Here is a 15,470-nt window from a genome sequence, read left to right on the forward strand (position 1 = left end):
GAGCTTCAACCCCTCAAAGCCATTGTGGAGAGTGTGGAGAGCTGGGACATGCCCCTCGATGGGCAACCCCATCGTGTGTTCGGGAAGAAGGTAGGGGAATGACCATGGCCAACAGCCAGGAACGTCGCCTCAAGGTGATTGTTTTCAGTGATGTGGTGGATTCATCTGCGCAGATTTTTGCCGATGAACTGATTGCCATTCAGCGCATCAAGGAGGATCTCGCCATGATCGGCGAAATCCTCAAACGCCACGGCGGGAGCCTCGTTAAAAGCCTTGGCGATGGAATCCTGGCCACGTTCGACGCACCCACCCAGGCCCTGGAATTCGTGGAGGATGTGGTGATCTGCATCACCCGACGTGGCCATCATTCACTGCAGCATCGCTTCGGTCTCCACACCGGCGAGATCTATGTGAATGGTGACGACATCATTGGCCAGGGAGTTCATCTGGCTTCGCGTCTGCAGACGACCGCTCCAGTCAATGGGGTGGCATTCGTGCAATCCACCTTCGATCTGATTGACCCACGCTTCCAGCGCCTTGCCGAACTGGTCGGCCCCGTGCAGTTGAAGGGACTGCCGCTTCCGGTCATCACGTACGCGATCGGAGCCCCGAATCTGATCGGCCGCCAAGGAGGCCAGCTCCAGTCTGAGATCGACGTGGAGAGCCTCCTCTCCGAGACGCCTTACCGCCTCGAGCGCCCGCTCGGATTCTCCCCCCACACCACCACGTTCCTGGTGCGGGAAGCGAGCCGCGATCGCCGGGCCGTGCTGAAGGTGATCCCCTGCGATGCCACCAACCTCGATGCCCTCCAGATCGAGGCCGCCTGCCTCGATCGGCTCCGTCATCCCCACCTGCCGCGGTTCGTCGACGGCTTCGCGCATCGGGGTTCATTTCTCTTCCTGCAGGAATACATCGCGGGGGCGTCCCTGCAGGGCTCGCTCGATTTCCTGCGGCGCAAACAACGGCTCGCCGAGATGCTCCGCCATGTGCTGGAGGTGCTGGAGGTCATCCACGGCGCCGGCATCGTCCATGGCGACCTGCACCCCTCCAACCTGATCCCTGGTGAGGACGGCCGGTCCCTGTTCGTGGTCGACTTCGACCTGCTCAAGGCCCAGACCAGCGGGGCCCCGGTCGAGGGAGAGCCCCGAACCGGCCGTGCCTTCTTCAGCCCGCCGGAACGGGCGCGGTTCGGCAGCATCGCCCCAGCCGGCGATCTCTACGCCCTCGGGGTTCTGGGCCTCTCCCTCTACACCGGACAGCCACCTGAAGAGCTCTACGACCAGGATCAGGGCCGCTGGCGCCTGGATGACCTGGACCAGGAGGTGGTGGCCTGGCTGTCTCCGATGCTCGAGGAATCCCTGGCCCACCGGGTGGCCAGCGCCAGGGATGCCCTGCAGCTGCTGGATCGACCGCTGCCCCCGTCACCGTCCTCCGCCGAGCAGCCGGAACTCCTCCGTCGCGTTCCCCTGCCACCCCTTCCCAACCTCCGCGGCGCCATCCGCAAGGCTGTGCTTGAGCGCCAGCTCGCAGCCACCTACGGCCCGGTGGTGGAGTTGCTGCTGCAAACCTGCCCCACCAGCATTCCCAACAGCGAGGTGGAGGGGCTGCGGCAGCGGCTGGTGGCGGCAGGCCTGGGTCGCGCCGACGTGGACCGGGCCCTGGAGGAATCGGTGGAACCCCCTTCCAGCGAAGCAGCAGAGGCCAACCCTGCCACCGCCGTCTCCGCCACCGCCGTCTCCGCCCCAGCCGCCGCCCCGCCGGATCCAGACCGCCGGGAGGCTCCGGCCATGGCGGCAGTCTCGACGCCATCCGCTGATCGTGTCGAAGCCTGGCGGGCCGAGATGCTGAACCAGCTCAGTCTGATGGTGGGTCCGATCGCCGAGGCGCTCTGCACGGACAGCCTCTTTGACGCCCTGATGGGCGATCCAGCCGCCGCCCGCCGGATGCTGCTGGCCTCCGCCGTGCCGGACGCGTTGGTGGCAGACATTCTCGCCCTGGCCGAACGCACCCGTCCCAGCGCCACGCCAGATCCCGTGACGACGGCGAAAGCCCCGGCCGTGCAGCCTCCGGCTGCGCCGAAGCCTCCCGCAGCACCCACGGACCACCAGCTCAGGGAACCGGTGGTGGATCTGATCGGCCCGATCGGCAACACCCTGCTCGACGCGCTGGCCGATCTGCCCCTGGAGGAGCGGCCCGAGGCCCTGATCCGGGCCCTCGAGGGCTACGGAGTCGAGCCGTCGACGCTGGCAGAACTCCGCCGTCGCTGGGGTGCCATCGGCCTGCCCTGAAGGCTCATCGCTGCAAAGCTCATCGCTGCAAGGCCCAGCTCTGAAATGGGCGCCGTGCAACGGTGCCCGGACAACCCTGCTCAGCGGGAACAGCCGAGCGGCAGGAACCCGGTCGCCCTACAGAGCCAATGGGCTTGAGGAGGGCGGTGCGTCTTCTGCCGTCATGGGATGGCGAAGCGCCTGCTGCAACAGAACGGTTGGGGAGATGCCGCTGGCAAGCTCGCTGCGCGCCTGACGCTCAGCCTCCTCAACCAGGGCTTCCGGCAGCTTGAGAACCTCGAGCAGGCGGCGGTAGGCATGCCGCTCCTCCGCCGTGACGGCGGTCTCATCGCCGGCGTGTTGGTGGGCACGCAGCATCACGTAGACCAGCTTCGCGGCAAGCTGGCGTTCCGCCTGGGAAGGCAGCGCCTCCACCAGGCTCTCCAGGCGGGGGGTCAGCAGGCTGAACTCGGCCAGCGCCTGGACGGCACCTTCTCCCTGCAGCTGGTCGGCCTCATCCGGGAAGAGGCCAGCGACGACCTTGGCGAGCAAGTCCCGTTCCTGGGCCGCCAGATCGCCATCCGACCAGGCAGCCCAGCAGACGATGCGGAACAGAGCCTGCTGGGAGGACGACCCCTCCTCGGGGTTCTGCTCCCAGAGACTGGACAGATCAGGTTGACGGTTGTCCATCCAACCCCCTGCAGCTGGCCTCATTCTGCAGCTTGATCGACATCAGGCGCTGGCCCGCTAGCCCATGGCCGCTGGAGCGAACCACAGCCCTCGGGCCAACATCGGTCGCGGGGAGGCTTGAACGGGTCACCAATCAGCGGCTTTCAAGCGGCCCTTGCAGAAAGCTGGAGAGGCATACCGCCCATAAACCTTCAGGTCATCTTCGGAGGCATGGATGTCCAGGTCATAAGGGATAGATTTTCAGGTCATAACCCTCCGCATCGCGCCAAAAAAGCGAGCAGCTGCCATCGGTTCCACAGCGGCCAAGCTCAGGGAATGCAACACAAGCCGCACGGAAGGCCTCCTCAAACCCGTTGCAAGACCTGATTGAATCTGCCACCGCAATCCACCCATTGGCAACGATCTTCTTTCTCTCCACGGCGTCAGCGCTGCCAGGGGGTGAGACCACCCTCCTCCGCTCTACATGTCAGCTCTTGTTGATGATGTCGTGGCGGGATGGGGGACGGGTTGGGTCCTCGTTGCCGGAGAGGTCATTGCCTACCCCACGGTCCCTGTCGTCTGCAGAGCTGCCATAGGGATAGCCCTTGTCCTGGGCGCAGTAGCGTCTGTTGCCGCTGCGGCTGTTCACCACCACCAGCCTGCCATTCTCCGAATTGGGGAACTTGTTGTTGATGATCCGGTTGTAGCTGGGCGACTGGTGACGGATCGTGCCTCCCTCTCCACAGTTGCGATACAGGTGGATCCCACCCCTCCGGACAGCGTGAAACACGTTGTCCTGGATGATGTTGTAAGCAGAGCCGTCCACGGCGATCTGTTCGCGCTGGCTCTGTACACGGAACGTGTTGCCCACAATCCTGTTGTGGGCAGACTCTGCATCCAGGTAGATGACAAAGCTGTTGGATTGACCCGCAAGGATGGACCGCGTGACGGAGGCGGAGGTGGTACCGGGCCCCAGGTACACGCCCGGCAGACCCACCAGATTGAACCTGACCCTGTCCACCCGCAGGTTCTTCGGAGCCTGGGCCTGGGCACGCCTGGTGTGCCCCTGGGAGTAGCTGGAGCGGCGGAGATCCTCGGACTCGCCCACCCGTCCCAGGCCGATGGTGCGGACGGAGCCGGTGATGACACAGTTGCGGATCTTCACGTCGTCGGCAAAGACCTGGATCTCCGTGATCCTGCCTTGGGCGAAGTCCTTCCCGCCGCAGTCGATGACCATGCCGGCCTTCCTGATCCTGACGACCTGCTTCTCGAGGTGGGGGGAGCTGGCACGCTGCTGACACCCGAGCACCACGGCCAGCAGCACCGCCAAGCAGAGCAGGATGGGCATGGCTCTGTCGTGATCGCGAGGCCGGGTTGCGCTGTGGATTGGGCGCCGCCTCCAGGCAGCCTGGCCGTCGGCGGATCCCCCGCGAGTTGCAACCAGCCCTGCCATGGGTCCTGGCCCTGAGCCCGCCTGCTGCCATCGGCACGCCGGCCCAGCGTGATCCGGGCCACGGGTCAGCCTCACGGGTCAGCCTCACTGCTCAGCCGTGATTCCCACTCTGTTCAGGGCCTTCCTGATCACCTCTCCTCTGGCGACTGCGGGGAACCCCACAGTGCCAGAGGCGGCGGCTGAGCGTTGAATGACCTGGTGAGAAAACACACCTCAGCCCCACTTGGAGTTCGTTGTGTCTGTCGCCCTGCCGCGATTCGCGGCCGTGCCGTTTGAGCTGCGGCCGACGCCGCCCGCCTTGCAGGAGGCCCTGGAGCGCGAAGTCGCGTCGCTGGCGTTCGAGCCGGTGCTGGACGCCAGCGAGCCCGACGAGGCGTACGGCGCCTCCGTCGTGCGTGGGATCTCCTCGGTGCATCAGGCCCGTCCCCAGCTCGAGCATGGGCCGATCAGCGCGGAGCTGATGGAATTGGCCTACGCCACGCTCACGCCACTGGTCGAGGCCTGGGCCGGTTGTGCGCTCGAGCGCAGCTGGGGCCATGGCATCCGCAGCTATGGGCCTGGTTCGGTGCTGCACGTGCACCGTGATCGCGTCGACACGCATGTGATCAGCTGCATCGTTCATGTGGCCGATCGCTCCGACCAGCCCTGGCCGCTCGACTTCATCGACCACGACGGCCACCGCCATGCCCTGACCTTTGAGCCGGGGACGATGCTCTTCTACGAGAGCCTGTGCCCTCACTCCCGCAGTCAGCCCTTCATCGGGGAGTACTACCGCAACATGTACCTCCACTGGCGGCCGCGCCAGTGGAATCCAGCTCCGTATCGAGGCATGCGCTGCAAGTACGCCAGCCTGGAGGAGGCCGAGGCCGATATGCGCCGGTTGGCCCTGATTGGCACCATCCCCGCCATGTGGCAGGAGTGGCTGCTGCACAACCGCGAACGGGGCTGCCAGCGCGAGGGGATGATGGTGCGGGCTGAGCAGCAGGGTGGTTTCACACGCGCCGCCATCGAAGCGGTGCTCGATCTTGTGCAGGTGCCGGCCCAGGCCAGCTGCCCCGGCTGGCTGCAGTGGTTCGAGGCGCCGCTCACCCGTCCGGAGCATCGTCCCCGCGCCTGGCGGCTGGATACACCGCTGGCCCAGGTGTACGAAGTGCCAGACCTGCTCAGCCCCAACGACTGTGAGGCCCTGATGGCAGCGATCGATGGGCAGCTGATGCCCTCCACGGTGACCCGCGGCGACAGCCACTACCGAACCAGCCGCACCTGCCACCTGCGCGGCAGCGACCTGGCCGTGCGGGTCGATCAGCTGCTGGCGGATCTGCTGGGGGTGGACGCGAGCTTTTCAGAGCCCCTGCAGGGCCAGCGCTATGACCCCGGTCAGTACTTCAAGGAGCACACCGACTGGTTCGCCCCCGGCACCGAGGAGTTCGCCACCCACTCCAACCCCGGCGGCCAGCGCACCTGGACAGTGATGATCTACCTCAACACCGTGGCCCGCGGCGGGCAGACCTGCTTCAAGCGACTGGGGCGTTGCTTCACGCCGGTGCAGGGCCTGGCCCTGGCCTGGAACAACCTGATGGCCGACGGCACCCCGAATCCCTTCACCCTGCACGAGGCGATGCCTGTGCTTGAGGGAAGCAAGTGGGTGATCACCAAGTGGTTTCGGGCAGAGCAGGGTCGCAACGGTTGAGCCACGACTCCAGGCTCAGCCGTTCTGAAGCCACCCATGGTTGCCAAGCTTGGACGCCCCCTCCTGCGTTGGCGAGGGCCGGCCCGGGTATCCACCGGGGGCAAGGGATCGCTCCATCAGGCCCTGGTCATGTTGCACCGCTTGGCACCCACTGCCACGGGGTAACAGGGCGGCGAACGACTGGATCACCGGCTCCAACCCCAAGGATCCCTGCGATCACTGTCCCAGACTGGTTTTCAGTTCCCGCGCCGTCTGCAGCTGCCCGTAGTAGTAGTTGGCCCGGGCGCGGCGATCGGCATCCTCGAGGCCATCGAGGGCGTCGAAGCCGAGGCTCTGCCAGAGCTCGTGGCCACAGGCGCGGTTGAGTTCGTCCGTGGCCTCACTCTCGAGGACGGCCAGGCGTCGCTGCAGGTTCTTGATCTGGGCAACCGACATCAGCACCGGGCATCAGGCGGCCATAGTACAGACGAACCAGGGAGCAGGCCCCAGGCTCAGAAGGGGAGTTTCTTCTTGGCATCCTTGTCGAGATCCGCTTCCATCTCCCGCAGCCGCCGCAGGATGGTGTCGTAGTACTCCTTGAGATAGTCCTCCAGGCTGGTGGTTTCGCCTGGATCCAGACCGAAGGCCCCATAGCTTTCCTCCATCGGTGCGTCCAGGCGCACGCCACCGCCGGTGACCGCGTCGAAGGCGAGCCGCTCCGCCACATTCAGGCTGGCCTCGAAGAAACCGGTCACGCTGCGCATCAGTTGCAGCAGGGCCGGAGGAACCCGGAAGACGCGGGCATCCTTGCCCGTGTAGCGCTCGCAGAGCTGGGTGATCTCACCGGTGGTCCAGGCCCGGGGCCCCACCACCGGGAAGGCGCGGCGCACCGTCTGGGGCCGCTCCAGCGCCGCGACGGCAAACCGCGCCATGTCCTGGGTGTTCATGTAGGCGATCGGGGTGGGGGAACCGCTCACCCACACGGTCTGCCCCTCCAGCACGGGAATGGCGAACTGGCTGATCAGTCCCTGCATGAAGGCCACGCCCCGCAGGATCGTGTAGTCGAAGTCGGAGGCCTCGAGCCATTCCTCCGTACAGGCCTTGATGTCCATGAGGGGGACATCCCTGTGCCGGGCCGCATCCAGCAGGGAGACGAAGATGAACCGCCGCACGCCGGCCCGTTGACAGGCGGCGAAGAGGTTCTGCTTGCCCGTCCAGTCGATGTCGTAGGCACTGCCCGGATCGGTGGCGCGGGCCGTGGCCGCATCGATCACGGCTTCCTGGCCCTCGAGGGCGTAGTCGAGGCTGTCGGGCTCGAGCAGGTCACCCCGGGTGAGTTCACAGCCCCATTCCTGGAGGAAGGCCGCCTTGCGCGGCGAGCGGACCATGCAGCGGACGTGGTGACCGGCATCGAGGGCCCGGCGGGCGATCTGGCGGCCCAGGGTCCCCGTTCCGCCGACGACCAGTACCTGCATGCCCTTCGCTCGATCGGAAATGAGCCTAGGGGTGCGACTGTCGCCGGCGAGACCGTCACGACAGGCGGCGCGCCGGGGGTGCCGACCGGAAGGTCCCGGAGGCTCAGTCCTTGTCGGCGAAGCGGAGCAGCAGGGCACCGCCGGCCAGGCCGACGGGGATCAGCACCCAGAACAGGGCGGCGATGCCGAAGATCTCAGAGGCCATGAACGGTTGCCGTGACGCGCACCGTTTTAGCGCGCCGCCGGGTCCGCGGCCGTGCCCCTGGCCGCCAGCTCCAGGATGCGCGGCCAGGGTGCGTCACTGCGAAAGGTGCCGGCCATCACGCCGCCCAGCCCGGCGGTCCAGCCGTCCAGGCGCAGGGCGGCCACCAGGGCTTCCAGCCGCGGGGGGCCTCCCCCGAGATGGCGGCCCAGGTCGCCCGCGGTCCAGCAGCGGGCAGGCACCCCCGCATCACGGTGGAGGGCATGCCAGAGCCGGGTGCCAGCTTGCCCCAGGCTGGGCACGGAACCGGCCTCCACTGCCGCAGACTCCACTGCCGCCATGGAGGCCAGCCGGCTCGGATCCTGCAGGGGGCCGAGCCAGAGGGGGCCGGAGACAGCCAGGGCGGGGCAGGGCGCCCCCGGGCGGGGCTTTTCCTGGGGTGGTCCCTGGGGCTCTCCACAGCGGCAGGGGGGCCAGCGCCGCAGCTGCAGCAGGCTCTGGGTCCACTGCTCGCCGCAGCCGTGGCAATGGGCCAGCAGCCCCAGCTGCGCCTCCTCACGGGCCGCGGGTTTGCGCCGCAGCTGGATGGCCGTGCGGAAGGTGCGGCCCTCACTGAAGCTGAACAGGGGCCGGATGCCGCGCCCCAGGGCCCAGGCAGCGCGGGCCACCACCCCGATCTGCAGCCGCAGGGCGAGCTCCCAGCTGGCGGGATGGGCCCGGGCGGCGGCACCCAGGGAGCGGATGGCGGCAGGGCGGTCATGGCCTGTGGGGGAGCGGCCATCGGTGCTGGCCAGATAGAGCACCCCGTCGAAGGCGAGCACCTCCAGGGCCAGGGGCACCAGGGCCGTCGGACAGCCGAACGCATCGAGGTCCACCAGCTCGAAGCGCTCCTGCCGCAGCAGGCAGTCGGCCAGCAGCCGATGGGCCTGGCAGGCGCTGCGGCGCTGGGCCACCCCGGCCGGCAACGCGGCCAGATTCTCCTGCAGGAGGGGCAGTCGCTCCGGGTCGGCATCGTTGGCCCACACCGCCGTGGCCCCCGCTTCGAGGCCGTAGCGCAGGGCCCGCACGCCGCAGCCGGCCATCAGGTCGAGCACCCGCCGCTCGCCGCCGCTGGCCAGGGTGCGGAGCAGCAGCACCCCGAGGTCACGGCCGGGACGGGAGGCCGGGCGAAAGAAGCCCCCACCGGGGTCAAAGCGGGCCAGGCCCTCCTCCAGCATCCCGTGCGCGGGCGGGCGGGTCACCGGGGCTTCAGGCACCGGCCAGCAGGGCCTGCTCGTCCACGGCGTCGAGCTGCTCGGGGGCCAGGAACTGCTCGGCATAGCGGCGGTAGACGCCGGAGCGAATGAACAGCGCAAACAGATCGGGGTCGATGTGCTGGTCCTGGCGCATGAAGGCCATGATCCGCAGGGCCTGGGAGAGCGTCTTGGGCGGCTTGTAGGGGCGGTCGGCGGCGGTGAGGGCCTCGAAGATGTCGGCGATCGCCATCATCCGGGCGATGTCACTCATCTGATCGCGGCGCAGGCTGCGGGGATAGCCCGTGCCGATCAGCGTCTCGTGGTGCCCGCCCGCCAGCTCCGGCACATCCTTCATGTGGTGCGGAAAAGGCAGCGCCGAGAGCATCCGGATCGTGTGGACGATGTGCTCGTTGATCTTGTAGCGCTCCTCCGGCGTGAGGGTTCCCTTCTGGATCGTGAGGTTGTGGAGCTCCCCGCGGTCGTAGAGCCACTCGGGAGGCTGCAGGGTGATGCCCCAGGGATTGTCCGGATCAAAGCGATCCGCCTCGGGCCGTGGGATGCGGTGCTCCGGACGGTCTGCCAGCAGCGGCTCCAGCACCGGCAGGGTTGGGGAGGGCTCCTGCTCCATGCGGCGCCGTTCCTCCTGGGACACCCCGAGCCGGTCATCGAGGGTGCGCAGCCAGGTGTATCGGGCGATGGCCTGCAACCGCTCGATGGCCTCCTCGGCAAGGAACTCCCCCCCCTGGTTGCAGGAGGCCACGAAGGCGAAATCAGCGTCGAGTCGGGCCAGCTCGGCATCCCGTTCGGCGGCCAGTTCAGCCTCCCGCTCGGTCGCCTCCAGGTCGGTCGCCAGCCAGAGCTGCCGCTGCTCGTGGTAGCGGATCCAGGCGTCGCGTTTGAGCACCTCGAAGCGCATCCGCACCTCGTGGATCCGGTCGTACAGGGTCTCCAGCTTGGTGGCCTTGTCGACCACATACTCAGGGGTGACCACCTTGCCGCAGTCATGCAGCCAGGCGGCGACATGCACCGCTTCCCAGCGCTCCTCGGAGAGGCTGAAGCGCGCGAAGGGGCCCTCGTGGGCCTCACAGGCGGCTTCGGCCAGCATCCGGGTCAGCTCGGGCACCCGTTTGCAGTGCCCGCCGGTGTAGGGACTCTTCGCATCGATCGAGCCGGCGATCAGTTCGATGAAGGCCTCGAACAGCCGTTTCTGGGCCCCGATCAGGCGCCGGGTTTCCAGGGTCACGGCGGCGTTGCTGGAGAACGCCTCCACGAAGGCCACCCGGGCGGGATCGGGCGGCTGCTCGAACCAGAGCAGCAGCAGACCGAGTGGTTCCTCTGCCCGGCTGAGCAGGGGCACGGCGACGTAGGGCACCGCAGCCTGGCCCAGCCATGCCACCAGGAGCTTCTCCAGCTCGGTTCCCTCCGCCATGGCCCGGCCCACGACGGCCCGGCCTGGGGAGGCCTGCAGGGTGTCCGGAGCGGACGGCAGAATCCCGCTCAAGGCCAGGTGCTCCTCCTCCACCTGAGCCTCTCCCAGCGTCAGGGCCTGGCCGGCGGCATTGCGGGCGAGGGCGAGCTTCAGGAGCGGGGCCGGCTGGGCTCCGCCCGTCCGGCCCTCGCTCTGCTCCATCAGGAAGAGGGCGCTGCCCTGGGCGGCGCTGTTGGCGATCGACTCCTTCAGGATCGTGTCCATCAGCCGGTCGAGGTTGGGCTCCGCCGCGATGGCCGCGCTCACCGCCAGGAACCGCCGGATCGTGCCCTTCATGGCGTCCATCGCGCCGGCGAGCTCATCCACCTCGCGCACCAGCGGCCAGACCGTCCGTGGCCCCGAGAAATCGAAGCGCCGCACCGCATCGGCTTCGTTCGCCAGGGTCCTCAACGACCGGCTCACCAGGCGGGCGATCAGCAGCACCAGGGGGATGGCCAGCCCCAGCACCAGCAGGCTGGAGAAGAACGACTGGCGCCGCAGTTCGCGCGCGTCGGCCAACAGCTGATCCCGGGGAATGGCGATCAACAGGAAGGTGCGCAGGCCACTCACCGCCAACTCCGGGCCAAGGGCCACCGCCACCTCCCAGACACGCCCATCGACCGTCACCTGGGCCGGCACCAGCGGCTCGGACCGCGCGGCAACCGCGCTCAGTTCGCCGAAGCGCCTCGACAGGGCCCGCATCACCGGCGTCGGGAATTCATGGATGCGCCGGGGGCGATCCGAGAGGGCCACGGGCCTGGGGGACTGGCCGGCATGGGCCACCACGCCTCCCGTGGCCGTGACCAGGGCCACTTCCACATCGGCATAGGCATCGAGGGCAGCCCGCACCCCGTTGAGCAACGACTGGGTCTGGGACAGGGGCACATCGGCGGCGGCCACGAAACGCCCATCCGCACTGCGCTGGGCCAGGGTGAAGCCCGGCTCTCCGGTGGTGGCGTAGCGGTAGATCCCCGTGACGATGGGGCCCTCGCTGCGAAGGGCGCGACGGAACCAGTCCCGCTCGCGGGGGTCATAGGCCACCGCGAGCGGATCGGGTTCCGATCGGATCGTTCGCAGCCGCGCATCCAGCAGGATCCTGCGTGCCGTGATGCCCGCACGGCCCTCGGGCCGCGAGGTGGTCTGGAGCACATAGGCGGTTTCCGGCGTGGCGTCGAAGACCCGGCGATCGGCATCCGCCCGCAGACGTCGCATCAGGAACCGTTCGCCCGCCGCGGTTCCCACGTAGTACGCCTGCACCGATGGGGTGGCGTCCAGGGCAAGCTTGAGCACGCTGGAAGCTCGGCGCTGCTCCTCGCCGTCGAGGGACAAGCGGCGGGAGCGCGCCAGCACGGGGGAGTTGGCCAGGCGCCCCAGGTAGTCCTCGATCAGATCGAAGCGGAGTTCCTTCTGCAGCTGCAGGATCTCGCGGCTGATCAGCACCTCCATCAAGTCCGCGTTCCCCTTGACGACCAGACGCCGGGCCCGTTCGTAGGCCCCCATCGCCACCGTGAGACCGGTGACCAGCACCACCGGAATGAACAGCATCGAGAGGCCGACGCTGAAGCGGACCCTGCCGGCCCGCCGGATCCAGCTTCCCCGCAGCCGCCGATGGGCCGGCCCCCGTGCCATCGGCGGTTCCAAGAACACCTACGGTCAACGTAACCAGGCTGATCCAGCCCGAGAACGTCCGGTCCTGCCAAGCCCACGATGCTTCTCACATCTCCCCAAGGCAGGGACCCAAGCCGCGATGACGGGGTCGACTGGGGCAAGCACAGCACCTGGATCTGGCAGGGCCTGGCCGTGCACTGGCGCCATCTGCCCGCTGGGGAAGCTGGGGCGAACCCCTGCGGCAGCGTGGTGCTCCTGCATGGGTTCGGCGCGGGGAGTGGCCACTGGCGGCACAATGCCGGGGCCCTCGCCGCCGCGGGCTGGTCCGTCTACGCCGTGGATCTGATCGGTTTCGGCGCCTCCGACCAGCCTGGAGCGCACCGCCGGCGCCGGCTCGACAACAGGCTATGGGCCCGGCAGGTGCAGGGATTCCTCGCGGAGGTCGTGGGCAGTCCGGCGGTGCTGGTGGGGCACTCGCTGGGGGGCCTGGTGGCCCTGACCTGCGCCACGCTCTTCCCGGCCTGGGTGGGCGCCGTGGTGGCGGCCCCCCTGCCGGATCCGGCGCTGTTGCTGGGGCCAAGGCCCTGGCCCCCCCGACGGCGCCCCTGGCGGCGGCGCCTGAAACGCTGGGGGGTGATCGTGCTCTGCCGCCTGCTGCCCCTTGAGCTGCTGGTGCCCCTGCTGGCCCACTCCCCCCTGCTGGCGCTGGGCATCCAGTCGGCCTACGCCACCCCGGTGATCGGCGACCAGGAGCTGCATCGCCTGATCGCCCATCCCGCCCGCCGGCCCGGAGCGGTGCGGTCCCTGCGGGCCATGAGCATCGCCATGGCCCTGCGTCCCCACGCGGCCACGGCCCCCACCCTGCTGCAGCGGCTGCGGCGCCCCCTGCTGCTGATCTGGGGCCTGCGTGACCAGCTGGTGCCGGTGCAGGTGGCCGAACAGATCCACAGGCTCCGCCCCGACCTGCCCCTGGTGGGGCTGGACCACTGCGGCCACTGCCCCCACGACGAGCTCCCCGAGCAGTTCAACGCCACCCTGCTCGCCTGGCTCGCGGCAACGCCGCCGGCCGCCGGCAGGGGCCGACCGGTAATTTGGTCGGATTCGCCAGGCCCGATCCCCAAGCCATGAAGCACACCCTTTCGGTGCTGGTGGAAGACGAATCGGGTGCCCTGAGCCGCATCTCCGGCCTGTTCGCCCGGCGGGGCTTCAACATCGAGAGCCTCGCCGTGGGACCCGCCGAACGGGGCGGCATGTCCCGCCTCACCATGGTGGTGGAGGGTGACGACCGCACCCTCGGCCAGATGACCAAGCAGCTCGACAAGCTGATCAACGTGCTCGGCGTGATCGACCTGTCCCAGATCCCCTCAGTGGAGCGGGAACTGATGCTGCTCAAGGTCTCCGCTCCCGCCGAGACCCGCAGCGCCATCCTCGATCTGGTGCAGGTGTTCCGGGCCAACGTCGTGGATGTGGCCGACGACGCCCTGATCCTCGAGGTGGTGGGGGATCCGGGCAAGCTCGTCGCCCTCGAACAGGTGATGGAGCCCTACGGGATTCTCGAGATCGCCCGCACCGGCAAGGTGGCCCTGGAGCGGGCCTCCGGGGTGAACACGGCGTTCCTCAAGGTGACGGCTTCGAACAAGCGCGTTCCGGCCTGACTGTTGCGCGGGACTGCTCCCCGGGACTGTTTCCCTGGACTGTTGCGAGGCTGCCGAGGGCGCCGGCGACGACGCCCCCCGGTGGCCTCAGTCTCCCTGCACCAGCTTGCCGCCGGAGACCAGCGTGGCCTTGATGATCTTGTCGCCCTGCTGGATCCGATCGATCACCTCCATCCCCTGGCTGACACGCCCGAAGACGGCGTAGCGGCCATCCAGTTCCGGCAGCGCCTGGAGGGCCACATAGAACTGGGCGCTGGCCGAATTCGGATCGTTGGAACGGGCCATGGCCAGGGCACCACGCTGGTGGGGGAGGTCCAGCTGACGGGTCACTCCCGGGGCCGTGATCGGTTCGCCGTAGCGGGGCTTGGCCTCGTCGGTGAGTTTGATCTCCAGCGGAATCAGACGGGCTTCGGCGGTGGAGGGGTCGATGAAGTTCCCCGTGCCGTACTGCGTCGGTGGGACCACCGGGTTGGCACTGAGCGGATCGCCGCCCTGCACCACGAAGGCGGTGGGTTCGCGAACCACCCGGTGGAACACGGTTCCGTTGTAGGCGCCGCGCTTCACCAGATCGACGAAGTTGCCCGCCGTGAGCGGGGCCGCACGGCCATCGAGCTGGAACTGCACCTCGCCCCGGGTCGTCTGCATCGCCACGGTGGCCGGCCCGCTCAGGCACGGTGTGGCGGCGGTGGCACAGCCCAGGGACTGGCGGCTGGGTCCCCCGTTGGCGGTACAGGACACCACCAGCAGCGGGGAGAGAAGCAGCAGGCTGCCCAGCAACAGCCGGGTCGCCAGGGAGCGCAGAGCCGAGCCTCGCTGCCCCGTGGGGACCTCGGCGGGGGTCACAGCCGTGGCGGATGGGAGCCGGGAGGAAGGGAACCGAGAGGAGAGCAACCCGGATGAAAAGAAGGTTTTCGCCATCGCTTCATTCGCCATCGCTTCAGACACCCTCCAGCGGTACACCGAGGAAGCGGGCCAGCTGGGCACCGGCCTGCTCGAGATCGGCCAGGGGCATTGGCTCACCCACCCGGGTCAGGGGCATGTCGCGCCGGCCCTGCACCTTCAGCGCCAGGCGCCGACGTGGGTTGAGTCCATCCCGCACCTCGACCTTCACGGCCTGAATGTCCCGCAGGGGAATCTCCACGTCGATGGTCTGGCGAAAGGCCCGGCGCCGGATCATGGCGGACCCGGCCGAGCGGTCGAAGCGGTTGCTGCCGGCACCCACGTCCAGGCCGATCACGGCCCACAGGTAGCTGGCCAGCAGCAGCGCCGCCAGGCCGTACAGCCCCATGACGAGCCCCTGGGGAACCCAGATCAGCTCGGCCGGGTGACCCACCGGCAGCAGGTCGGTCCCGAGATAGCTCGAGAGGCTGGTGAGCAGGAAACCGACGCCACCGAGGGTCACCACCACGGCCATCACCAGGTTGGAGGGGCGGCGAGAGCCGAGCACGGGCTGCTCGAGCACGTCGGAGGGGGGCATCCAGGGCAAGGGGGTGGTCGGGGCCCATCTTGGCGCCTGGCGAGCCCCGCCCCGCCGCCGCGCCCCCAATGGATCGGAAGAAATACTTAAAAGCCAGTTGCGACAAGGGGTTTCAGCCCGTTGCAAGCCGCCCCGCGATCCCCACGAAGATTGTTACCATCGCCCGGTATTCCGCTTCCTCCATGACGATCGCTGTAGGGCGCCTGCCGCAGCGGGGATGGTTCGACGTCCTCGATGACTGGCTCAAGCGCGACCGCTTCGTATTTGTGGGGTGGTCCGGCCTGCTGCTGTT

At 68.4% G+C, this 15,470-nt stretch carries 13 protein-coding genes and 1 pseudogene; 5 read left to right on the forward strand and 9 right to left on the reverse strand.

The features are described 5' to 3' along the window. Positions 1 to 98: 98 nt before the first annotated feature. Positions 99 to 2,288, forward strand: coding sequence for a protein kinase domain-containing protein (locus ACLNEE_RS15725; RefSeq protein WP_411423321.1), 2,190 nt, complete (start codon positions 99 to 101; stop codon positions 2,286 to 2,288). 117 nt (positions 2,289 to 2,405) lie between these two features. Here ACLNEE_RS15725 and ACLNEE_RS15730 read toward each other — a convergent pair whose 3' ends face one another. Continuing rightward, the gene (locus ACLNEE_RS15730; RefSeq protein ID WP_412007331.1) at positions 2,406 to 2,957 is read right to left on the reverse strand and encodes a tellurite resistance TerB family protein; all 552 of its coding nucleotides are present in this window, start codon (positions 2,955 to 2,957) and stop codon (positions 2,406 to 2,408) included. 466 nt (positions 2,958 to 3,423) lie between these two features. After that, complete coding sequence (locus tag ACLNEE_RS15735; protein WP_412007332.1) at positions 3,424 to 4,284, reverse strand: right-handed parallel beta-helix repeat-containing protein; 861 nt, start codon at positions 4,282 to 4,284, stop codon at positions 3,424 to 3,426. A gap of 340 nt (positions 4,285 to 4,624) precedes the next feature. Between ACLNEE_RS15735 and ACLNEE_RS15740 the strand changes: the two genes are divergently transcribed. Then, positions 4,625 to 6,079, forward strand: a complete 1,455-nt coding sequence (locus ACLNEE_RS15740) for a prolyl hydroxylase family protein (RefSeq protein WP_411423325.1) — start codon at positions 4,625 to 4,627, stop codon at positions 6,077 to 6,079. Positions 6,080 to 6,295: 216 nt separating this feature from the next. On the opposite strand, the gene ACLNEE_RS15745 is transcribed toward ACLNEE_RS15740, so the two are convergent. The 5 genes from ACLNEE_RS15745 to ACLNEE_RS15765 all read right to left on the reverse strand — a co-directional run bounded on the left by ACLNEE_RS15745 (position 6,296) and on the right by ACLNEE_RS15765 (position 12,067). Further along, positions 6,296 to 6,514: a hypothetical protein gene (locus ACLNEE_RS15745; protein WP_411423326.1), complete on the reverse strand. Its 219-nt coding sequence runs from the start codon at positions 6,512 to 6,514 to the stop codon at positions 6,296 to 6,298. A 56-nt stretch (positions 6,515 to 6,570) separates the two neighbouring features. Further along, the gene (locus tag ACLNEE_RS15750; protein WP_411423327.1) at positions 6,571 to 7,533 is read right to left on the reverse strand and encodes an NAD(P)H-binding protein; all 963 of its coding nucleotides are present in this window, start codon (positions 7,531 to 7,533) and stop codon (positions 6,571 to 6,573) included. Between the two features lie 103 nt (positions 7,534 to 7,636). Continuing rightward, entirely contained in the window at positions 7,637 to 7,738 is a 102-nt protein-coding gene (gene petM / locus ACLNEE_RS15755; protein ID WP_043369173.1) for a cytochrome b6-f complex subunit PetM, read from the reverse strand. A gap of 26 nt (positions 7,739 to 7,764) precedes the next feature. Then, the gene (locus tag ACLNEE_RS15760) at positions 7,765 to 8,976 is read right to left on the reverse strand and encodes a hypothetical protein (protein ID WP_411423328.1); all 1,212 of its coding nucleotides are present in this window, start codon (positions 8,974 to 8,976) and stop codon (positions 7,765 to 7,767) included. Between the two features lie 7 nt (positions 8,977 to 8,983). After that, a complete protein-coding gene (locus tag ACLNEE_RS15765; RefSeq protein ID WP_411423329.1) occupies positions 8,984 to 12,067 on the reverse strand; it encodes an HD domain-containing phosphohydrolase in 3,084 nt (1,027 codons plus the stop codon). Positions 12,068 to 12,145: 78 nt separating this feature from the next. Between ACLNEE_RS15765 and ACLNEE_RS15770 the strand changes: the two genes are divergently transcribed. Further along, positions 12,146 to 13,174 (forward strand): alpha/beta fold hydrolase, encoded by a 1,029-nt coding sequence (locus ACLNEE_RS15770; RefSeq protein WP_411423330.1) that lies wholly within the window; start codon positions 12,146 to 12,148, stop codon positions 13,172 to 13,174. Next, the gene (gene ilvN / locus ACLNEE_RS15775; RefSeq protein WP_411423331.1) at positions 13,171 to 13,701 is read left to right on the forward strand and encodes an acetolactate synthase small subunit; all 531 of its coding nucleotides are present in this window, start codon (positions 13,171 to 13,173) and stop codon (positions 13,699 to 13,701) included. Before ACLNEE_RS15770 ends, ilvN begins: the two co-directional genes overlap by 4 nt. 87 nt (positions 13,702 to 13,788) lie before the next feature. On the opposite strand, the gene ACLNEE_RS15780 is transcribed toward ilvN, so the two are convergent. Both ACLNEE_RS15780 and ACLNEE_RS15785 read right to left on the reverse strand, forming a co-directional pair. After that, positions 13,789 to 14,544, reverse strand: coding sequence for a peptidylprolyl isomerase (locus ACLNEE_RS15780; protein WP_412007333.1), 756 nt, complete (start codon positions 14,542 to 14,544; stop codon positions 13,789 to 13,791). A gap of 94 nt (positions 14,545 to 14,638) precedes the next feature. Next, positions 14,639 to 15,178: a photosystem I assembly protein Ycf4 gene (locus ACLNEE_RS15785; RefSeq protein ID WP_411423333.1), complete on the reverse strand. Its 540-nt coding sequence runs from the start codon at positions 15,176 to 15,178 to the stop codon at positions 14,639 to 14,641. 182 nt (positions 15,179 to 15,360) lie between these two features. Here ACLNEE_RS15785 and ACLNEE_RS15790 point away from each other — a divergent pair. Then, positions 15,361 to 15,470 (forward strand): annotated as a pseudogene (locus tag ACLNEE_RS15790) (photosystem II D2 protein (photosystem q(a) protein)); the annotation flags it as partial.

Origin of the sequence: Aphanothece stagnina RSMan2012, from assembly GCF_046764815.1 — a bacterium.
Classification (GTDB): Bacteria; Cyanobacteriota; Cyanobacteriia; order PCC-6307; family Cyanobiaceae; genus NIES-981.